We start from the raw sequence: 20,176 nt of genomic DNA, 5'->3' as shown, positions 1-20,176 counted from the left end.
TCTCCGAGGGGATCATCGCACGAGAAGTGACGACCGAGGGGTGAAGGGAAAATGAACGGAGGGCGGGCCGGTGGGTTTTGAACCCTGCGTTCATGTTCCCGACGCCGGGAATTACCTCATCGTTTGATCGAGCGTCGAATGGCCCGCGCCCGACGCACCACCTTGCGTGCCGTGGAATTTCGCGGCAGGAATGCCAGCCGTTCCGGAATGCCGCCGGGCAGACCCAGCGAGGTGAGCCGCCGCTTCTTGAAGTACCGCCGGGTGCGGGCGTTCAGGCTGCTCCGCAGGTACTCCTCGGCCGCCGGCCGCAGCTCCGGCAGGATCTTGGGCTGCATCGCGAACCCGACGGCCCGCACCAGCGCGGCCAGGGCATCGGTGTCCAGGCCCCGCCGGCCCTCCGCGACGGCGTCGGAGTCGGCCGGCTCCGGCAGCAGCGCGTCGACGATCGTGACGGGGACGCGGTTGCTGTTCTCGTACGGCGTCAGCCGGTCCAGCAGGGTGTCGGTGCCGACCCGGGCCACCGGCAGGCCGTACAGGGCGGACGCGGTGAGCAGGGCCGTGGAGAAGCAGCCGACGACCAGCGCCGGGCGCATCCGCTGGTACAGCACCTCCGCCAGGACCGGCGTGTCCAGCACGGTGAGGTCGACGCCGAGCTTCTCGGCCTCCTGCTCCAGGGTGCGGGTGAAGCGGGCCGGGGCCGTGGGGTGCGGCTTGAACACCACGCGGGTGTGGCCGAGGCCGACGGCGCCCGTCAGCATCCGCACATGCAGCGCCTCCTCCTCCTCCGCGGAGAGGATGCCGAGCGCCGACAGGTACTGGCCGAGCAGCAGGGCCGGTTCCTCGACGTCCGGCAGACCGGCGCCGGTGCCCGCCAGCTCGGCCAGCACCTTGGTGAACGCCTGTGTCGGCACGACCTCCGGCCCGACGCCGAACTCGGTCAGCAGCAGCGGCGTCAGCCCCGGCACCAGGTCGAGGTGGAGCAGCCGCTCCACGCGCGTGCCGACCAGCGGGTCGAGCTTGTTGCGGGTGGGGCCGTAACTCATCAGGCCGTCCGCGTAGACGGTCAGGGGCGCGTCGTTGAAGATCTGCGCCACCCCGAGGGCCGGGTGCACCTGGATGGACTCCACGGCGAGCGCCACGTCGTCGTCGCCGAGCCCCCAGGCCAGCCGCAGATACCGTTCCCACATGGGCACGTCCTCCACCCGCGGAGACCAGCCGCCCGGATGGAACGGGAAGATCGTCTCGTTCCACGACACCACGTCGTCGAACCGCGGCCGCAGCTCCTCGAACCCGGGCATCGCGTCCAGGGCGGGCGTCGTCTCGGGCGTCGCCGCGTTGTTGGAGACCAGCAGGATCCGCCGGTCGGCCGGGGCGAAGCAGCCCGCGTCGAGGGCCGCGGCGAGCGTGGCCGTGCCGTACAGCGTCGAGGCCAGGAAGATCTGCGTGGTCACGCGGCCACCCCCGCGGCCGGAACCGCGCGGCGGCGCAGCCGGCGCAGCCGCGTGGCGCGCTCGGCGTCCATCGAGCCGAGCACCTCGTCGAGTGCGTCCTGGGGCATCCGCCGCAGCGCGGCGGCGCTCATCGCCTTCAGTTTCCGGGCCACGGCAGGCTCGAACCTTTCGATGGAACCGAGATGGTGGGAAATGATCGCGCAGTACGTGCGCACGGCCTTCGGCAGCAGGTTCGCGGCGTCGGCGTCCCCGGCCGCCCCCGCGACGACCTCGTCGAAGGCGCGGATGAAGTCGAGCTGGCGGACGTCCCCGATCTGGGTGAGCGAGGACGCCACCCCGCGCCGGTAGAAGACCCCGAGCAGCCCGGTCACCGCGAAGGACTCCGCCTCCCGGTGCAGCTTCCAGATCCACGGCCGGTCCTCGGCCGTGCGCAGCCCGTCGGTGAAGTGCAGCAGGCCCCGCTCGACCAGCCGGCGGTGGTAGACGCCGGCCCAGGCGAAGGCGTAGTCGACCGAGGTGGACCGGTGGGCGGGCAGGATCGCGTCGCGCGGACGCAGGACGACGTTGCGGCGGCCGTGCGGCACCCGGTGCACGGTGCGGGCCCGTGCCGTGCACTGGACGTGGTCGGTGCGCAGGAAGTCGCAGCCCAGCTCCTCGATCGCGGCGACCAGCCGGTCGTAGTGGCCGGGCGCCAGCCAGTCGTCGCCGTCCAGGAAGGTGAGGTACTCGCCGCGCGCCCGGTCGATGCCGGTGTTGCGGGCGGTCGCCAGGCCGCCGTTCCGCTCGTGTCTGAGCAGTACCGCCCCCGGCAGCTCGCGCTCCGCGCGCGCGAGGATGTCCGCGGTCCCGTCGGTCGAGCAGTCGTCGACGAGAATGAATTCGAAGTCGTCCCGCGCGTTCGCGCGCAGACTCCGCAGGGTGTCGGGTGCGTATTGCCGCACGTTGTAGAACGGCACGATGACGGAGAGCTTGAGCACGTGAGGGACGTTAGGCGGCGGTCCGGCATTCGGCTTTACCCGCGGCTTGATGCGAGGTGAACGAGGCGTGGCGAAGCCGTGAAGCGAACGCTTTTCCGGACGTCCGGCGGCCCGATTCGCCATTCGGCGATGTGCTGTTCACCATTTGTTGGATTCCGGTTGGGCGGTTCCTAGAAATGGCTTCCTAGCGTCTTCGGCGTGCCAGCAAGTGCAACGAAGGCCCTGCGAGTGGCCGTCCTCGCGGACTCCGACACCCGGTGGAAATGGGGCGCGCTCACCGCGACCCGCATGTCACCGGACGACTCGGACGTCCACCTGGACGGGTACCTCCTGCGGGGCCGAGCCACCCCCACCGCCCGCCAGCTGCGGGAAGTCGGCGTCGACGCGGACTCACTGAGCGAGGTCACCGCCGTCGAGTTCCTGCGGGCGATGGCCGAGGAACCGTACGACGTCCTCGTCCTCGCCCTGGTCGGCGGCGGCGTCCAGGCCATGCTGCACGGGCTCGGGCGGGTCTGGGAGGACCGCACGGACCGGCCCGTCGTCGTCACCGGATACGTCGGCGTCGTCTACGAGAAGCTCGCCGACGGTCTGCTGCTGCGCCACGGCGCCGACCTGGTCCTCGCCAACTCCCGCCAGGACGCCGACCGTTTCCGGTCCGTGTACGAGGGGGTAGGCGCCGACGCCTCGGCCGTGACGGAGGTCGCGCTGCCGTTCCTCGGCGGTGCCGGCTACACCGGCGAGCACGACCCGTACACGGTCGTCTTCGCCGCCCAGCCCTCCGTCCCGGACAGCCGCAAGGACCGCACCTACCTGCTGGACCGGCTCATCCGGCACGCCCGCCGGCACCCCGAGCGCGAAGTACTGCTGAAGCTGCGCTCCAAGCCCGGCGAACACACCACGCACATCGAGGAGCTGCCCTACCAGAAGCTGGTGCAGAAGGCCGACCCGCCGCCCAACTTCCGCCTGGTCTACGGGCACATGGGCGAGGTCCTCGACCGCACCGACCTGCTGGTGACCATCAGCTCCACGGCCGCCCTGGAGTCCCTGCACCGGCGCATCCCCACCGCCGTCCTCACCGACCTCGGGGTGCGCGAGGCCCTCGGCAACCACCACTTCGTCGGCTCCGGCTGCCTCGCCTCCTGGGACCAGCTCGACGACGGCCACCGCCCGGTGCCCGACCCCGAGTGGGTCGCCCGGCAGGGCGTCGCGGCGGACGGCACCTACGCGACCGCCTTCGACGCGGCCCGCGAGCGCATCGCGAAGCTGCTCGGCCGGCCCGGCGGCCTGCCCCCGCTCACCCCGTACTACACGCCCGTCACCGCCCCCGGCTATCTGCCCGGCATCCTCGCCCGCCACCACCTCGGCCCGGACGGCACCCCGCTGCCCGGAGCGCCCGCCGCCGACAGGCAACCCGGCCCGGTCCGGCAGATCGTGCGCCGGGCCGCGCGCGGCGCCTACCGGCACGGCGTCCAGCGGGTGGCGCCGGTGATCCGGCGGATGGGGGAGCTGTGACCGCCCCGGACCCCGCGACGAGCGCCCGTCCTCCCGCGACGACCGCCCCGATTTCCGCGATACCTGCGCAAGGAGCAGATGCCATGACCGACCCGGAAGCGGGCCAGGGCGCCTCGGTGCGCCGTGTGCTCGCCGTGATCCCCGCGCGCGGCGGCTCCAAGGGCGTCCCCGCGAAGAACCTCGCCCCCGTCGGCGGCGTGCCCCTCGTGGCCCGCGCCGTGCGCGAGTGCCGGGCCACCCGCCTGGTGACGGACGTCGTGGTCTCCACCGACGACCAGGCCATCGCCGCGGCGGCCCGGGAGGCCGGCGCCGAGGTCGTGCTGCGCCCGGCCGCCATCGCCGGGGACACGGCGACCTCCGAGGCCGCGGTGCTGCACGCCATGGAGGCCCACGAGGCCCTGCACGGCGCGACCGTCGACGTGGTACTGCTCGTGCAGTGCACCAGCCCGTTCCTGGTCCGCGAGGACGTCGACGGGGTGGCCGCCGCGGTCGTCGAGAACGGCGCCGACACCGCCGTCACGGTGGCCCCGTTCCACGGCTTCGTGTGGCGCGACGCGGACGACGAGGCCGAGGGCGGCCACGGCGTCAACCACGACAAGTCGTACCGTCCGCGCCGCCAGGACCGCCCCCAGGACCTGCTGGAGACCGGCGCCGCCTACGCCATGGACGCGGCCGGCTTCCGCGAGCACGGGCACCGCTTCTTCGGCCGCACCGACCTGGTCCGCACCGACCCGGCCCGCGTCCTGGAGATCGACGACCCGCACGACCTGGCCCGCGCCCGGGCCCTCGCGCCCCTGTTCGACGCGGCACGCCCCGGCGCGCTTCCGACCGCCGACGACATCGACGCGGTCGTCCTCGACTTCGACGGCACCCAGACCGACGACCGGGTGCTGATCGACTCCGACGGACGGGAGTTCGTCTCCGTGCACCGCGGTGACGGACTCGGCATCGCGGCCCTGCGCAGAAGCGGGCTGACGATGCTGATCCTGTCCACGGAGGTGAACCCGGTCGTCGCCGCCCGCGCCCGGAAGCTGAAGCTCCCGGTGCTGCACGGCATCGACCGCAAGGACCTCGCGCTCAAGCAGTGGTGCGAGGAGCAGGGCATCGCGCCCGAGCGCGTGCTCTACGTCGGAAACGACGTCAACGACCTCCCGTGCTTCGCCCTCGTCGGCTGGCCCGTGGCGGTCGCGAACGCCCACGACGTCGTACGCGGCGCCGCCCGCGCGGTCACCACCGTCCCCGGTGGCGACGGCGCGATCCGGGAGATCGCCGGCTGGATCCTCGGCCCCTCGCTCGACTCCCTCGCATCCCCCACCACGATCACCCAGTCCAAGTAAGGAAAGACCCAGCCATGAGCACCAACTCCCGCATCCGCACCTTCGGTACGCGCGAGGCCGGCCCCGGCCGCCCCGTCTACATCACCGGCGAGATCGGCATCAACCACAACGGCGACCTCGACAACGCCTTCAAGCTGATCGACGTGGCCGCCGAGGCCGGCTGCGACGCCGTCAAGTTCCAGAAGCGCACCCCCGAGATCTGCACCCCGCGCGACCAGTGGGACATCGAGCGCGACACCCCCTGGGGCCGGATGACGTACATCGACTACCGCCACCGCGTGGAGTTCGGCGAGGACGAGTACCGCCAGATCGACGAGTACTGCAAGGAGAAGGGGATCGACTGGTTCGCCTCCCCGTGGGACACCGAGGCCGTCGCCTTCCTGGAGAAGTTCGACGTCCCCGCCCACAAGGTGGCCTCCGCCTCCCTCACGGACGACGAGCTGCTGCGCGCCCTGCGCGCCACCGGCCGCACGGTCATCCTCTCCACCGGCATGTCCACCCCGAAGCAGATCCGCCACGCCGTCGAGGTCCTGGGCAGCGACAACATCCTGCTCTGCCACGCCACCTCCACCTACCCGGCGAAGGCGGAGGAGCTGAACCTGCGCGTGATCAACACCCTCCAGCAGGAGTACCCGAACGTCCCGATCGGCTACTCCGGCCACGAGACCGGCCTCCAGACCACCCTCGCCGCGGTCGCCCTCGGCGCCACCTTCGTCGAGCGCCACATCACCCTGGACCGCGCCATGTGGGGCTCCGACCAGGCCGCCTCGGTCGAGCCGCAGGGCCTGACCCGCCTCGTCCGCGACATCCGCACCATCGAGGCCTCCCTCGGCGACGGCGTCAAGAAGGTCTACGAGTCCGAGCTCGGCCCCATGAAGAAGCTGCGCCGCGTCACCGGCGTGGTCGCCGAGGCGGAGATCGCCGCGGCGGCGGGCGAGCCGGTCTCGGTCTGACCTCACCCCCACCCCCACCACGACGGGACGGTCGTACGCCGATGAGCCCCCGCGCCGGGAATGCCGGCCCCCACACTCTCGCCTTCGTCGAGAGCCCGGTGCAGCTCCTGAACGTGCTGGAGTGGGCGCACACGCACGCGCCCGGCGCGGGGCTCACCCTCGTCGTCCTGTCACCCGTCGACCCGATGACCCGCGGCCAGCTGCGCCGCATGGCGGAACTGGCCCGGCAGGAGGGCCACCAGGTCCGCTGGGAGGAGGCGCGGGGCGGTGCCACGGCCCCGTTCCGCACCGTGGGCGGCCTGACGGCCTCCCTGCGCCGAGCGGACCGCATCGTCATGGGCGACCCCTTCTCCCGCTACGTGCAGCTGCTCCTCACCATCACCCGGGCCCGCGAGCTGGTCGTCGTCGACGACGGCACGGCCACGATGGAGTTCGTCACCCAGCTGGCCCGCGGCGAACGCCTGGTGCGCTGGCACCGCAAGGGCACCCGCCCCGGCCCCCGAGACCTGCTCTTCGCCCCGGTGTCCTCCTCGGCGCGCCGCCGCCTGACCCCGACCCGGGACCGCCGGGTCTCGGTCTTCTCCTCCATGCCGATCGAGGAGACCCCGGACGGCGTCACGGTCACCGCCAACGGCTTCGCCTGGACCCGCGCCCGCTTCGGGCCGCCCCGCATCACCAAGGGCGCCGACATGGTCGGCACGTCACTGGTGGAAACGGGCGTCGTGGACGGCGACCGCTACCTGGAGGCCGTGCGCGGCCTGGCGAAGACCCACGGCGCGACCCGTTACTTCGCCCACCGCCGCGAGAGCGCCGAGAAGCTCCACCGGCTGGCGGTGGAGACCGGCCTGGAGGTCGTCCGCCCCGACCTCCCCCTGGAGCTGATCGCCCGCCGTGGCCCGATCGGGCGGACCATCCTCAGCTTTCCGTCCACGGTCGTCCACACCCTGCCGCTGGCCCTGGCCGGCACCCGGGTCAGGGTCGCCGTCTGCGACATCGACCCCGACTGGCTGACCCGGAACGCCTCACCACGGGCCCGCGGCTTCCTGTCCGGGGTGACCGGGACGGCACGGGACGTGCACCGGCTGTCGGCCGTGCCGAGCGCCGGCTAGACACCCCGCACCGGGCCCCGACGGGTCGTCCGGCTGGTGAACGGGGACGCGTGGGGTGGGCGGGGCGTGGTATCCGTGGAAGCAGCAAGGAAAACAGAGAGCGGGCACCACGGCCGAAAAGACCCATGAGGGTACCCACCTCTGTCGAGAGCCATGCGCCGTACGGCCAACTTTTCGTCCCCTAACGGGTTGAACTTTTGTTGATCGTGGGTCAGTTGACCGCCTCGGCGTCCTACCCTTCAGAGGGTGAAGCAACTGATGTCCCTAGAGTCCGAGGCCGATCCGTCAGGGGAAGCACTGCTTCCCGGCAACTTGCCGGAGGCACTGCGTGCCGAACTCGTCGCGTTCCGTCGCGACCTGCACATGCACCCCGAGCTGGGCAACCAGGAGTTCCGCACCACTGCCGCGATCAAGGAACGGCTCGAAGCGGCCGGCCTCAAGCCGCGCGTGCTCCCCGTCGGGACCGGACTCGTCTGCGACATCGGCACCGAATCGGGACAGTGGGCCGGCGGCCCGAGGATGCTCGCCCTGCGGGCCGACATCGACGCCCTGCCCATCCCGGACACCAAGAGCGAGTGCCCGTACCGGTCGACCGTGCCGGACCGGGCCCACGCCTGCGGGCACGACGTGCACACCACGGTCGTCCTCGGCACCGGACTCGTGCTCGCCGCCCTGCACGAGGAGGGCCTGCTGCCCCGGCCCGTGCGGCTGATCTTCCAGCCGGCGGAGGAGGTGCTGCCCGGCGGTGCCGCCGACGCCATCGAGGGCGGCGCACTCGACGGGGTGCGCCGCATCCTTGCCGTGCACTGCGACCCCCGGGTGGAAGTCGGCAGGATCGGACTGCGGGTGGGCCCCATCACCTCGGCCTGCGACCGACTGGAGATCGCCCTCAACGGCCCCGGCGGACACACCGCACGACCGCACCTGACGACCGACCTGGTCACCGCCACGGCACGCGTGGTCGTCGACGTCCCCGCGCTCGTGTCCCGGCGCGTGGACAGCCGCAGCGGGCTCGTCATGACGTGGGGGCGGGTCGAGTCCGGCCACGCCCCGAACGTCATCCCGCAGCACGCCGAGCTGGCGGGGACCGTGCGCTGCCTCGACCTGGACGCCTGGCGGCAGGCGCCCGACCTCGTCGTCGGCGCCATCGACGAGATCGCCAACCTGTACCGGGCCAAGTCCGAGATCACCTACGTGCGAGGCGTGCCCCCGGTCGTCAACGAGGTGACGAGCACCGAACTGCTCCAGGCCGCCATGGCCGCCCGGCGCGGCACGGACGCCGTCGAGAACACCGAGCAGAGCCTCGGCGGCGAGGACTTCTCCTGGTACCTGGAGCAGGTGCCCGGCGCCATGGCCCGGCTCGGGGTCCGCCCGCCCGGCGAGCGCACGGTCCGCGACCTGCACCAGGGTGACTTCGACGTGGACGAGCACGCCATCACCGTCGGCGTGGAGCTCTTCACCGCGGCCGCGCTCATCGACGCCGTCTGACGGCCGCGCCCGTCGGCGCCGTCCGGCAGGGGGACCGCCCGCGGCCCGGCCGTTGCGGTTGCGGCCGGGGCGGGCCCGGAGCAGCCGGGTGCGCGTGCGGTGCAGGCCCGCACATGCCCCGCGCGCGCCCCTTTCGGGCCCCTTCGGTCCGGTGGTTCACAAGGGCGTAACCGGCCAGCGGCACGAATGGGTAACGGCCCTGCGGAACCCCGTTCCCAGGAGTTTCTACGCGCGTTAATGTGCGCCGAACCGAGCGCCCGCTGCGGGGCTTTGGAGAATGGGGAACTTCAGATGCGTCGGATATCGAGACTGACCCGCGTCGCGGTGGGGGTCGCGTCGCTCGCACTCGCCGCCACCGCCTGCGGCGGCACCAGCAGCGAAGGCAACAGCGGCGACGAGGGCGCCAAGGACGACAAGGGCCTCGCGATCGCGTACGACATCGGCGGCAAGGGCGACCAGTCCTTCAACGACGCCGCGTACGCCGGTCTGCAGAGGGCCCAGAAGGAGTTCGGCTACAAGACCGCCGACATCGAGCCCACCGAGGGCGAGACCGACGCCGACAAGGAGCAGCGCCTCGCCTCGCTGGCGAAGCAGGGCTACAACCCGGTCATCGGCGTCGGATTCGCCTACGGCCCGGCGATGAAGGCCGTGGCCGAGAAGTACCCGGACACCACCTTCGGCATCGTGGACTCCGTGGTCGAGGGCAAGAACGTGGCGTCGCTCGTCTTCGCCGAGAACGAGGCGTCCTACCTCGCCGGTGTCGCCGCCGCCAAGGCCACCAAGACGAACGTGGTCGGCTTCGTGGGCGGTGTGGACGTGCCGCTCATCCACAAGTTCGAGGCCGGCTACGAGCAGGGCGTCAAGGACACCAACCCCAAGGTGAAGGTGATCTCGCAGTACCTGACGCAGACCGCGGAGGAGGGCGGCTTCTCCAGCCCGGACAAGGGCCGCGCCGCCGCCGAGGGCCAGATCGAGAAGAAGGCCGACGTCGTCTACCAGGCGGCCGGTCTGTCCGGCCAGGGCGTGATCGAGGCCGCCGCCAAGGCGAAGGTCTGGGCGATCGGCGTCGACTCCGACCAGTACAAGCAGGAAGCCCTCGCGGCGTACAAGGACCACATCCTGACCTCCGCGCTCAAGGACATCAACGGCGCGGTGTTCGCCCTGGCCAAGTCGGTCGAGGACGGCAAGCCGCTGACCGGCACCCAGACCTTCGACCTGAAGTCCGACGGCGTGGGCCTGTCGGACAGCAACCCGAAGTTCGCCGAGGTCCCGGGCGCCGCGGACGCCGTGGCCAAGGCCAAGGAAGGCATCGTCGACGGCTCCATCAAGGTCAAGACCGAGTGATCCGCGACACGGCCCCGCCGCGTACCGCCCCCAGGGGCGAGCGCGGCGGAACGTGACCGGAGCGGGCGGGTGCCCGGGAAGCGCCCGCCCGCTCCGGCGTTCCCGGTTCCTCCCGTCACCCTCCGACCACGCGCTGTTTGCGTCCGGCAAGCCCCGGCCCGTCCCACGCGGCGCCTTGGGCACGGGCGGATAACAAGGTGGACAGAAGGGGTTTTCAGGCAGGTCTACGCGCGTTAATCTGCGGCGAAGCCAGCGCCGAAGCCGAACCGTCCGGCGCTTGTACGACAGGAGCACCCCACATGCGCCGGATTTCCCGGATCACGGTCGCAGGCGCAGCGACCGCCTCCCTGGCCCTCGCCCTCTCCGCCTGCGGTGGTACCTCGACCTCCGGGTCGTCGGAGTCGAAGGGCGACAAGGGCCTCGCCATCGCGTACGACGTCGGCGGCAAGGGCGACCAGTCGTTCAACGACGCCGCGTACGCGGGCCTGGAGCAGGCGAAGAAGGAGTTCGGCTACGAGACGGCCGACATCGAGCCCACCGAGGGCGAGACGGACGCCGACAAGCAGCAGCGCCTGGAGTCCCTGGCCAAGCAGGGCTACAACCCGGTCATCGGCGTGGGCTACGCGTACGCCGCCGCCATGAAGGGTGCCGCGGAGAAGTTCCCGGACACCACCTTCGGCATCGTGGACGACGCCACCATCGAGGCCAAGAACGTGGCCGACCTGGTCTTCTCCGAGGAGGAGGCGTCCTACCTCGCCGGCGTCGCCGCCGCCAAGAGCACCAAGACCAACACGGTCGGCTTCGTGGGCGGCGTGGACGTGCCGCTGATCCACAAGTTCGAGGCCGGCTTCCAGCAGGGCGTCAAGGACACCAACCCGAAGGTCAAGGTGCTGTCGCAGTACCTGACGCAGACGGCGGAGGAGGGCGGCTTCTCCAGCCCGGACAAGGGCAAGACCGCCGCCGAGGGCCAGATCGAGAAGAAGGCCGACGTCGTCTACGCGGCCGCCGGTCTGTCCGGCCAGGGTGTCATCGAGGCCGCCGCCGCCAACAAGATCTGGGCGATCGGCGTCGACTCCGACCAGTACAAGCAGGAAGCCCTCGCCAAGTACAAGGAATACATCCTGACTTCGGCGACGAAGGACGTCGCGAAGGCGGTCTACAACCTCTCGAAGTCGGTCGAGGACGGCAAGCCCGAGACCGGTATCGTCAGGGGCGATCTGAAGTCCGGCGAGGTCGGTCTCGCGGACTCCAACCCCAAGTTCAAGGCCGACAAGGCGGTCCAGGAGGCCGTCGAGGCGGCCAAGGAGAAGATCATCAGCGGCGAGATCAAGGTCAAGAGCAGCTGACATCCCAGCAAGACCCTGAGCAGCGTGTAACCACGGGGTTGCGTCCGCGCGGCGGGGTACGGGGAGGCCGCCTCCCCGTACCCCGTCGTGGCGATGCGTCGCCCCTTTCGATGCCGTAGGGGCGCTACGCGCGTAGACGACCCCCGTCCCCAGGAGAGTGCGCCATCAACGCGTCCAGCAGCCCTCCGGCCGGAGCGGCGGCGGGTGGTCAGGTGACCGCCGTCGAGCTCGCCGGGATCACGAAGCGTTTCCCGGGCGTCGTGGCCAACCACGACATCCACCTCACCGTCCGCAAGGGCACCGTCCACGCCCTCGTCGGCGAGAACGGCGCCGGCAAGTCGACGCTGATGAAGATCCTCTACGGCATGCAGAAGCCGGACGAGGGCACCATCGCGATCGACGGCGAGCAGGTGAGCTTCCACTCGCCGGCCGACGCGATCGCCCGCGGCATCGGCATGGTCCACCAGCACTTCATGCTCGCCGACAACCTCACGGTGCTGGAGAACGTGGTGCTGGGCAGCGAGAAGCTGTACGGCATCGGCGCGAAGGCCCGCCGCAAGATAAAGGAGATCTCCGACCGCTACGGCCTCGGCGTCCGCCCCGACGTCCTGGTCGAGGAGCTCGGCGTCGCCGCCCGCCAGCGCGTGGAGATCCTCAAGGTCCTCTACCGCGGCGCCCGCACGCTCATCCTGGACGAGCCCACAGCGGTCCTGGTCCCGCAGGAGGTGGACGCCCTCTTCGACAACCTGCGCGAGCTGAAGTCGGAGGGCCTGTCCGTCATCTTCATCTCCCACAAGCTGGGCGAGGTCCTGTCGGTCGCCGACGACATCACCGTCATCCGCCGCGGCACCACGGTCGGCACGGCCGTGCCCGCGGAGACGACCCCGCGTCAGCTCGCCGAGATGATGGTCGGCAGCGAGCTGCCCACCCCGGAGACCGCCGAGTCCACGGTCACCGACCGCCCGGTCGTCGCGGTCGACAAGCTGCGCCTGGCGGCCCCGGGCGGCAAGGCGCTGCTCGACGACGTCACCTTCACCATCCACGCGGGCGAGGTCCTGGGCATCGCCGGTGTCGAGGGCAACGGCCAGACCGAACTGGTCGACGCGCTCATCGGCCTGCGCCACGCCGACTCCGGCACCATCCGGCTCGCCGACGAGGAGATCACCGGCTGGACCACCCGCAAGCGCCGTGAGCAGGGCGTCGGCTACATCCCCGAGGACCGCCACCGTCACGGCCTGCTCCTGGAAGCGCCCCTCTGGGAGAACCGCATCCTCGGCCACGTCACCGAGAAGCCCAACGCCAAGGGCGTCTGGCTGGACCCGAAGGCCGCCCAGGAGGACACCCGCCGGATCGTCGAGACCTACGACGTCCGCACCCCCGGCATCGACGTCACCGCCGCCTCGCTCTCCGGCGGCAACCAGCAGAAGCTGATCGTCGGCCGCGAGATGAGCCACAAGCCGCGCTTCCTCATCGCCGCGCACCCCACCCGCGGTGTGGACGTCGGTGCGCAGGCCGCCATCTGGGACCACATCCGCGAGGCCCGGCGCGAGGGACTGGCCGTGCTGCTGATCTCCGCCGACCTGGACGAGCTGATCGGCCTGTCCGACACCCTGCGCGTGATCTACGACGGCAGGCTCGTCGCGGACGCCGACCCGGCCACCATCACTCCGGAGGAGCTGGGCTCGGCCATGACGGGTGCCGCGTCCGGACACCTCGAGCACGAAGAGACCCCGACCGACGGCCCGGGTACGGAAGACGAGGCCCGCTGATGAAGAAGTTCGACAAGGAGCGCGTGCTCCTCGCGGTGGCCGGGCCGGTCATCGCGCTCGCCGTGGCCTTCGTGCTCAGCGCGATCGTCCTGATCGCCTCGGGCAAGAACCCGGTCGAGCCGTTCGCCCTGATGTTCGAGCAGGCCGGTTTCTCCGACATCCAGGTCCTGATCGTCAACCAGGCGTCGATGTACTACATCGCGGCCCTCGCGGTCGCCATCGGCTTCCGGATGAACCTGTTCAACATCGGCGTCGACGGCCAGTACCAGCTCGCCGCGATGATCGCCGCGATCGTCGGCGCCCACGCGAACCTCCCGGCGTTCCTGCAGATCCCGCTGCTCCTGCTGACCGCCGTCCTCACCGGCGCCTTCTGGTCCGGCATCGCCGGCGTCCTGAAGGTCACCCGGGGCGTCAGCGAGGTCGTCGCGACGATCATGCTCAACGCCATCGCCACCTCCGTCATCGGCTACCTGTGGCTGCCGGACGTCTTCGGCGTCAAGATCGGCAACAACAACACCACCGGCGAGATGCACGAGTCCGGATGGATCCCGGGCATCGACATGGGCGCCGCCGGCGAGATCTACGGCCTGGTGATCCTCGCCGTCCTGCTCGGCATCGGCTACTGGGTCGTCCTCAACCGCACCCGCTTCGGCTTCGACCTGCGCGCCTCCGGCGCCTCGGAGTCCGCCGCCGCGGCCAGCGGAGTCGACCCCAAGCGCATGGTCCTCACCGCGATGCTGATCTCCGGCGGACTCGCCGGACTCGCGGGCCTGCCGATCCTGCTCGGCGACACCCACACCTACAGCCTGAACTTCCCCACCGGCATCGGCTTCCTCGGCATCGGCATCGCCCTGCTCGGCCGCAACAGCCCGGTCGGCATCGCCTTCGCCGCCCTGCTGTGGGCCTGGCTCGACAAGGCCAGCCCCGAGCTGGACTTCCACGGCTACGACAAGGAGATCGCGGTCATCATGCAGGGCCTGATCGTGCTCTCGGTCGTCGTCTCCTACGAGGCCGTCCGCGAGTGGGGCCTGCGCCGCCAGCAGCGCCGGGTCGGCGCGGAACTCGCCGCCGGTCACGTCCTCGGCGCCGACAACAACACCACGAAGGAGGTGGCTGGCCGATGACCGCCCCCGTCTCTCCGACCGACGTCAACCAGCCCACGCTGCAGCCCGCGGCGCCGACCGGCCGCCGCATGTCGTGGCCCGTGCTGCTGCTGGTCATCGCCGGAGCCCTGGCGCTGACCTCGCTCGTCCGCATCATCACCGGCGCCGACGGCATCACCAACGTCAGCCAGATGTCCACCGCGCTGCAGCTCGCCGTGCCGATCGGTCTCGCCGGCCTCGGCGGCCTGTGGGCCGAGCGCGCGGGCGTCGTCAACATCGGCCTCGAGGGCATGATGATCCTCGGCACCTGGTTCGGTGCTTGGGCCGGCTTCCAGTGGGGACCGTGGACCGGTGTCCTGGTCGGCATCGTCGGCGGCGCGATCGGCGGTCTGCTGCACGCGATCGTCACCGTCACCTTCAACGTCAACCACATCGTCTCCGGTGTGGCCATCAACATCCTCGCCCTCGGCGCCACCCGCTACCTCGCCCCGCTCGCCTTCGAGGGCCACCAGGGCGGCTCGGCCAAGCAGTCCCCGCCGGTCGACTCCCTCGGCCACTTCACGATCCCCGGGCTCTCCGACGGGCTGAAGTCCCTCAACGACCAGGGCTGGTTCCTGATCTCGGACATCGCCGGCCTGCTCGGCGGCCTGGTCACCAACGTCTCCTGGCTGACCCTGATCGCGGTCGCGCTGGTCCCCGCCACCTGGTGGATCCTGTGGCGCACGCCCTTCGGCCTGCGCCTGCGCTCCTGCGGCGAGAACCCGGTCGCCGCCGAGTCCCTCGGCGTCAACGTCTACAAGTACAAGTACCTGGCCGTGATCATCTCCGGCGGCCTGGCCGGCCTCGGCGGCGTCTTCCTGTCCATCGTGGCCAACCCCTTCTACCTGGAGGGCCAGACCAGCGGCCGTGGCTACATCGGCCTCGCGGCCATGATCTTCGGCAACTGGATGCCGGGCGGCCTCGCCATCGGCGCCGGCCTGTTCGGCTACACCGACAGCCTCAACCTGCGCGGCGGCTCCGCCAACGTCCACGCCCTGCTGCTGCTCGGCGCGCTGCTGCTGCTCGCCGGCGCCATCTGGCTGGCGGTCCGCAAGAAGTACGTCCACGCGGTGATCACCCTGGTCGTCGGTGCCCTGGTGTTCGCCTGGTACGCCGGCACCGACGAGGTCCCCAACCAGGTCGTCTCCGCCACGCCGTACGTCGTCACCCTCGTCGTCCTCGCCCTGTCCGCGCAACGGCTGCGGATGCCCAAGGCGGACGGCATGCAGTACCGCAAGGGGCAGGGCAAGTGACCGGCGCCGACTGGGGCGGGCTGCGCGAGGCGGCCCGGGACGCCATGGCACGGGCGTACGCCCCGTACTCCGGCTACGCGGTCGGCGCCGCCGCCCTGGTCGACGACGGCCGCACGGTCACCGGCTGCAACGTCGAGAACGCCAGCTACGGCATCAGCCTGTGCGCCGAGTGCGGCCTGGTCTCCCAGCTGCAGCTGACCGGCGGCGGCCGGCTCACGCACTTCGTCTGCGTGGACGGCCACGGCGAGGTCCTGGTGCCGTGCGGCCGCTGCCGCCAGCTGCTGTACGAGTTCGGCGGCCCGGACCTGCTGCTCGAGACCCCGGCGGGGGTCCTGCCGCTGTCGGAGATGCTGCCCCAGGCCTTCGGGCCGGACCACCTCACCAAGTAAGGAAGCCAGACATGGACGCCATCTCCGTCATCCGCACCAAGCGGGACCGCGGCGAACTCAGCGACGAGCAGATCGACTGGGTCATCGACGCGTACACGCGCGGCGAGGTCGCCGACGAGCAGATGTCGTCGCTCGCGATGGCCATCCTGCTCAACGGCATGAACCGCCGCGAGATCGCCCGCTGGACGGCCGCGATGATCGCCTCCGGCGAGCGCATGGACTTCTCGTCCCTGTCCCGCCCGACCGCCGACAAGCACTCCACGGGCGGCGTCGGCGACAAGATCACCCTGCCGCTCGCCCCGCTCGTGGCGGCCTGCGGGGCGGCCGTCCCGCAGCTGTCGGGCCGCGGCCTCGGCCACACCGGCGGCACCCTGGACAAGCTGGAGTCCGTCCCGGGCTGGCGCGCGCTGCTGTCCAACGAGGAGATGCTGTCGGTCCTGGACGGCGTCGGCGCGGTGATCTGCGCCGCGGGCGACGGGCTGGCGCCGGCGGACAAGAAGCTGTACGCCCTGCGCGACGTCACCGGCACGGTCGAGGCGATCCCGCTGATCGCCTCCTCGATCATGTCCAAGAAGATCGCGGAAGGCACCGGCTCCCTCGTCCTGGACGTGAAGGTGGGCAGCGGCGCCTTCATGAAGACGATCGAGGACGCCCGCGAACTGGCGTCCACGATGGTCGGCCTGGGCACCGACCACGGGGTGAGGACGGTCGCGTTGCTCACCGACATGTCCACCCCTCTCGGCCTCACGGCGGGCAACGCCCTGGAGGTCCGCGAGTCCGTGGAGGTCCTGGCGGGCGGCGGCCCGGCGGACGTCGTCGAACTGACCCTCGCGCTCGCCCGAGAGATGCTCGACGCGGCCGGCCTCAAGGACGCCGACCCGGCGAAGGCGCTCGCCGACGGCTCGGCGATGGACGTCTGGCGCCGCATGATCGCGGCCCAGGGCGGTGACCCGGACGCGGAGCTGCCCACGTCGAAGGAGCAGCACGTCGTGAAGGCGGGCGCCTCCGGCGTCCTGACCCGCCTCGACGCCTACGACATCGGCGTCGCCGCCTGGCGCCTGGGCGCGGGCCGCGCCCGCAAGGAGGACCCGGTGCAGGCGGCGGCGGGCGTCGAACTGCACGCCAAGCCCGGTGACACGGTGACGGAGGGCCAGCCCCTCCTCACCCTCCACACGGACACCCCGGAACGCTTCGCGTACGCCCTGTCGGCGGTGGAGGGCTCGTACGACATCGCCGCGCCGGGGACCAAGTTCACCGCCGCCCCGGTGGTCCGGGAGCGGATCGCCTGACCCGCGGTTTCCTCATGCGCGTGAACGGGACCGGTGCAGCCCCGCCGGTCCCGTTCGCATGCCGTCACCCGAGGACGGCCGCCACCACGACGAGCACCGGTATCGACACCACCGTCGACACCAGGACCGCGTCCCGTGCCAGCCGCTCGCCCACCCCGTACGTCGACGCGTACGTGTAGAGGTTCTGCGCCGCCGGCAGCGCCGACGTCACCACCACGTCCAGCAGTTGCGCGCCCCGCAGACCGAAGACCCCCGTCGCCAGCGCCCAGGCCACCGCCGGCTGACCCACCGCCTTCAGGGCGACCGCGAGCAGCACCGGGTGGCGGTCGGCCCCGCGCCCGGGCATCGTGCTGCCGCACAGCGAGATACCGAAGGCCAGCAGGACCGCCGGCACCGACATGTTGCCGATGAGCGTCAGCGGATCCATGACCGGGCCCGGCATCCGCACCCCGCTCGCGGACACCGCGACCCCGGCGAGCGAGCCGAGCGCTATCGGATTGCGCAGCGGCGTCAGCAGCCGCCGCCACAGCGGCCCCTTCGCCCCGTCGCCCGACAGGTCCAGGATCGTCAGCGCGACCGGCGTGACACCGACGAGCTGGAACAGCAGCACCGGCGCCACCAGCGAGGCGTCGCCCAGGACGTACACGGCGATCGGGATCCCGAGGTTGCCCGAGTTGACGTAGCCGGAGCACAGAGCGCCGATGGTGGTCCGCCCCACGCCCCAGCCGCGCACGACGCCGACCGCGACGAAGACCCCGGCCACCGCCACCGTGCTCAGCGCCGTGACGAGGAGCCGGCTGGAGAAGACCACCGACAGGTCGGCCCCCGCCAGCGTGGTGAACAGCAGGGCGGGCGAGGCCACGTGGAAGGCGAGCCGGGTCAGCACCTCGCGGCCCTGGTCCCCGAGGTGACCGCCCCGGCCGAGCGCATAGCCCACGGCGATCACCACCGCGATGACCGCGAAGCCGGTCAGCACACCCTGCACGGCGCCTCCTCGGCCGGGAGGAAGACGTCGGGCAGCGCGGCGGGAGGGGATGCTTGGGGCATACAGCCAACCCTCTGGGGCGGGCTGCGGCAAGGTCAATGTGATACCTGACCGGACCGGCACCGATGAGTTCCTCGCCCGCGCCGGGTCTACCGCACGTGGACGCCGTGACACCCGCCGTACTCGTGCTGCCGGGGCCTGTCTCCCGTGGGGAGCTGCCCCGGCTCTGCGACGAGGTGCGCGCGCTGCTGGAAGCCGGCCGGGCCGGAGTCGTCGTCTGCGATGTCGGGGGGCTCGGGCCGCCCGGACTCGCGGTCGTCGACCTGCTGGCCCGCCTGGAACTCACCGCCCGGCGGGCCGGAGGCCGGATCCGGCTGCGCGACCCCGACCCCGCGCTGCACGCCCTACTCGACCTGGTCGGTCTCCGCTTCGAGACGGAGGGGCAGCCCGAACAGCGGGAACCACCGCTTGGTGTCGAGGAAGCAGTGGAACCCGGTGATGCGGCCGTCTGAGATCTCCAGCACCTGGACCGCCCAGGGGGAGAAGCCGCCGGCCTCCGGGTCCGGCTTGTAGTGCGCGAAGGCCGGGAGCCCGTTGGCCTGGACCGGCAGCAGCCGCGAGCCCGCGCAGGAGGCGCCGAGCGTCGTCATGAAGCCGGTGATGTCCGACGGGCCGGCCAGCCACAGGTCGAACGGCGGCATCGTCATGACGGCGTCCTCGTGGAGCAGGGCCGTCAGGGCCGTCATGTCGTAACCCTCGAAGGCCGCGACGTAGCGCTCCAGGAGCTTCTGCTGCTCCTCGTCCAGCGGGTCCGACACCGCCGCGCCGTCGCCCCTGTCCTCCCGCTCGGCCAGGGTCGCGCGGGCGCGCTGCAGGGCGCTGTTGACGGACGCGACGGAGGTGCCGAGCAGCTCGGCGACCTCGCTCGCCTTCCAGGCCAGCACCTCGCGCAGGATCAGCACCGCGCGCTGCTTGGGCGGCAGTTGCTGCAGGGCGGCCATGAAGGCGAGCCGCACCGACTCCTTGGCGACCGCGGCCTCCGCCGGGTCGGCCGTGGTCGGCAGGATGCGGGTGTCCGGCATCGGCTCCAGCCAGGTGTTGTCGGGGCGGGGCGACAGGGCGGCCTGGGCGAGGGGCGTCGAGTCCGTGAGGTCCATCGGGCGGGCCCGCTTGTTGCCGGCGGTCAGCATGTCCAGGCAGACGTTCGTCGCGATGCGGTAGAGCCAGGAGCGAAGGCTGGAGCGGCCCTCGAACCTGTCGTAGCTCCGCCAGGCGCGGACCAGGGTGTCCTGGACGGCGTCCTCGGCCTCGAAGGAGGAACCGAGCATGCGGTAGCAGTAGCCGGTCAGCTCGACCCGGTGCTTCTCCAGCGCGTCGTCGAGCTCGGTCGTCACCGTGCCGTTGGTCATCGTCCACCCACCCCTGTGGCCGTCCCGTCGTGCGCGTCTTCGCGCCTCGCACTTCGGAAGCTACCGCAGCCCACTGACAACGGCCCGCGGAGTCGAGAAACCCGCAGGCCGAAGGCGCCCCACTGCTACGGTGCCCGCCCACCCACCCCGCCCCCGAGCACCCACCACCCACTCCGGCGGCACACCGCCGCACGTCGCCTGCCACCGTCCGGTCCGCCGGTGGCACTCCGTCACGCGCCGTGTGCCGCTGTCCGGTCCGGGGGAGCACTGTCACGCGTGGGGTGCCGCTGTCCGGTTCGGGGGGGCACGGTCACGCGTGGGGTGCCGCTGTCCGGTTCGGGGGGGCACGGTCACGCGTGGGGTGCCGCTGTCCGGTTCGGGGGGGCACGGTCACGCGTGGGGTGCCGCTGTCCGGTTCGGGGG

Annotated in this window: 17 protein-coding genes; 13 read left to right on the top strand and 4 right to left on the bottom strand. The window is 71.6% G+C overall.

All coding sequences use genetic code 11. From position 1 onward, the window contains the following. Positions 1-116: 116 nt before the first annotated feature. Positions 117-1,451 carry a polysialyltransferase family glycosyltransferase gene (locus IE260_RS18820; protein ID WP_189873356.1) on the bottom strand — a complete coding sequence of 445 codons (1,335 nt, stop codon included), beginning with the start codon at positions 1,449-1,451 and terminating at the stop codon, positions 117-119. After that, a complete protein-coding gene (locus tag IE260_RS18815) occupies positions 1,448-2,428 on the bottom strand; it encodes a glycosyltransferase family 2 protein (RefSeq protein ID WP_189873354.1) in 981 nt (326 codons plus the stop codon). Before IE260_RS18815 ends, IE260_RS18820 begins: the two co-directional genes overlap by 4 nt. A 198-nt stretch (positions 2,429-2,626) precedes the next feature. Between IE260_RS18815 and IE260_RS18810 the strand changes: the two genes are divergently transcribed. From IE260_RS18810 to IE260_RS18755, 12 genes are all read left to right on the top strand, one after another. Next, positions 2,627-3,940 carry a DUF6716 putative glycosyltransferase gene (locus tag IE260_RS18810; protein WP_189873352.1) on the top strand — a complete coding sequence of 438 codons (1,314 nt, stop codon included), beginning with the start codon at positions 2,627-2,629 and terminating at the stop codon, positions 3,938-3,940. An 83-nt stretch (positions 3,941-4,023) separates the two neighbouring features. Further along, a complete protein-coding gene (locus IE260_RS18805; protein WP_189873350.1) occupies positions 4,024-5,277 on the top strand; it encodes an N-acylneuraminate cytidylyltransferase in 1,254 nt (417 codons plus the stop codon). A 14-nt stretch (positions 5,278-5,291) separates the two neighbouring features. Then, positions 5,292-6,230, top strand: a complete 939-nt coding sequence (locus IE260_RS18800) for an N-acetylneuraminate synthase family protein (protein ID WP_189873348.1) — start codon at positions 5,292-5,294, stop codon at positions 6,228-6,230. 41 nt (positions 6,231-6,271) lie between these two features. Beyond that, entirely contained in the window at positions 6,272-7,339 is a 1,068-nt protein-coding gene (locus IE260_RS18795; RefSeq protein ID WP_189873346.1) for a hypothetical protein, read from the top strand. Positions 7,340-7,597: 258 nt separating this feature from the next. Continuing rightward, entirely contained in the window at positions 7,598-8,827 is a 1,230-nt protein-coding gene (locus tag IE260_RS18790; protein ID WP_189873344.1) for a M20 family metallopeptidase, read from the top strand. A gap of 291 nt (positions 8,828-9,118) precedes the next feature. Beyond that, entirely contained in the window at positions 9,119-10,171 is a 1,053-nt protein-coding gene (locus tag IE260_RS18785) for a BMP family lipoprotein (protein ID WP_189873342.1), read from the top strand. 299 nt (positions 10,172-10,470) lie between these two features. After that, entirely contained in the window at positions 10,471-11,517 is a 1,047-nt protein-coding gene (locus IE260_RS18780) for a BMP family lipoprotein (protein ID WP_189873340.1), read from the top strand. Positions 11,518-11,729: 212 nt separating this feature from the next. Continuing rightward, on the top strand, positions 11,730-13,286 hold the full coding sequence (locus IE260_RS18775) for an ABC transporter ATP-binding protein (RefSeq protein ID WP_189873338.1): 1,557 nt from the start codon (positions 11,730-11,732) through the stop codon (positions 13,284-13,286). Further along, a complete protein-coding gene (locus tag IE260_RS18770; protein WP_189873336.1) occupies positions 13,286-14,410 on the top strand; it encodes an ABC transporter permease in 1,125 nt (374 codons plus the stop codon). Before IE260_RS18775 ends, IE260_RS18770 begins: the two co-directional genes overlap by 1 nt. Then, a complete protein-coding gene (locus tag IE260_RS18765) occupies positions 14,407-15,681 on the top strand; it encodes an ABC transporter permease (protein WP_189873334.1) in 1,275 nt (424 codons plus the stop codon). Before IE260_RS18770 ends, IE260_RS18765 begins: the two co-directional genes overlap by 4 nt. Continuing rightward, positions 15,678-16,070: a cytidine deaminase gene (locus IE260_RS18760; RefSeq protein ID WP_189873332.1), complete on the top strand. Its 393-nt coding sequence runs from the start codon at positions 15,678-15,680 to the stop codon at positions 16,068-16,070. Before IE260_RS18765 ends, IE260_RS18760 begins: the two co-directional genes overlap by 4 nt. 11 nt (positions 16,071-16,081) lie before the next feature. Continuing rightward, entirely contained in the window at positions 16,082-17,359 is a 1,278-nt protein-coding gene (locus IE260_RS18755) for a thymidine phosphorylase (protein ID WP_189873330.1), read from the top strand. Between the two features lie 64 nt (positions 17,360-17,423). Here the strand turns inward: IE260_RS18755 and IE260_RS18750 are convergent, their stop codons facing one another. Beyond that, positions 17,424-18,344 (bottom strand): AEC family transporter, encoded by a 921-nt coding sequence (locus IE260_RS18750; protein ID WP_189873328.1) that lies wholly within the window; start codon positions 18,342-18,344, stop codon positions 17,424-17,426. A gap of 125 nt (positions 18,345-18,469) precedes the next feature. Between IE260_RS18750 and IE260_RS18745 the strand changes: the two genes are divergently transcribed. Next, complete coding sequence (locus IE260_RS18745) at positions 18,470-18,856, top strand: STAS domain-containing protein (protein WP_189873327.1); 387 nt, start codon at positions 18,470-18,472, stop codon at positions 18,854-18,856. Here the strand turns inward: IE260_RS18745 and IE260_RS18740 are convergent. Further along, complete coding sequence (locus tag IE260_RS18740; RefSeq protein WP_189873325.1) at positions 18,749-19,753, bottom strand: sigma-70 family RNA polymerase sigma factor; 1,005 nt, start codon at positions 19,751-19,753, stop codon at positions 18,749-18,751. The two genes, IE260_RS18745 and IE260_RS18740, sit on opposite strands and share 108 nt — an antisense overlap. Positions 19,754-20,176: the final 423 nt, after the last annotated feature.

The organism is Streptomyces viridiviolaceus, assembly GCF_014650995.1.
Classification (GTDB): Bacteria; Actinomycetota; Actinomycetes; order Streptomycetales; family Streptomycetaceae; genus Streptomyces; species Streptomyces viridiviolaceus.
The sequence above is the reverse complement of the archived record's forward strand: the minus strand, read 5'-3'. Positions and strand labels throughout refer to the sequence as shown.

Excerpts from the sequence above, each read along its gene's own strand:
- IE260_RS18790 (WP_189873344.1), top strand. The coding sequence starts at position 7,598 with ATGTCCCTAGAGTCCGAGGCCGATCCGTCAGGGGAAGCACTGCTTCCC.
- IE260_RS18740 (WP_189873325.1), bottom strand. The coding sequence starts at position 19,753 with ATGACCAACGGCACGGTGACGACCGAGCTCGACGACGCGCTGGAGAAG.
- IE260_RS18755 (WP_189873330.1), top strand. The coding sequence starts at position 16,082 with ATGGACGCCATCTCCGTCATCCGCACCAAGCGGGACCGCGGCGAACTC.
- IE260_RS18800 (WP_189873348.1), top strand. The coding sequence starts at position 5,292 with ATGAGCACCAACTCCCGCATCCGCACCTTCGGTACGCGCGAGGCCGGC.
- IE260_RS18795 (WP_189873346.1), top strand. The coding sequence starts at position 6,272 with ATGAGCCCCCGCGCCGGGAATGCCGGCCCCCACACTCTCGCCTTCGTC.
- IE260_RS18805 (WP_189873350.1), top strand. The coding sequence starts at position 4,024 with ATGACCGACCCGGAAGCGGGCCAGGGCGCCTCGGTGCGCCGTGTGCTC.
- IE260_RS18770 (WP_189873336.1), top strand. The coding sequence starts at position 13,286 with ATGAAGAAGTTCGACAAGGAGCGCGTGCTCCTCGCGGTGGCCGGGCCG.
- IE260_RS18745 (WP_189873327.1), top strand. The coding sequence starts at position 18,470 with ATGAGTTCCTCGCCCGCGCCGGGTCTACCGCACGTGGACGCCGTGACA.
- IE260_RS18780 (WP_189873340.1), top strand. The coding sequence starts at position 10,471 with ATGCGCCGGATTTCCCGGATCACGGTCGCAGGCGCAGCGACCGCCTCC.
- IE260_RS18785 (WP_189873342.1), top strand. The coding sequence starts at position 9,119 with ATGCGTCGGATATCGAGACTGACCCGCGTCGCGGTGGGGGTCGCGTCG.
- IE260_RS18765 (WP_189873334.1), top strand. The coding sequence starts at position 14,407 with ATGACCGCCCCCGTCTCTCCGACCGACGTCAACCAGCCCACGCTGCAG.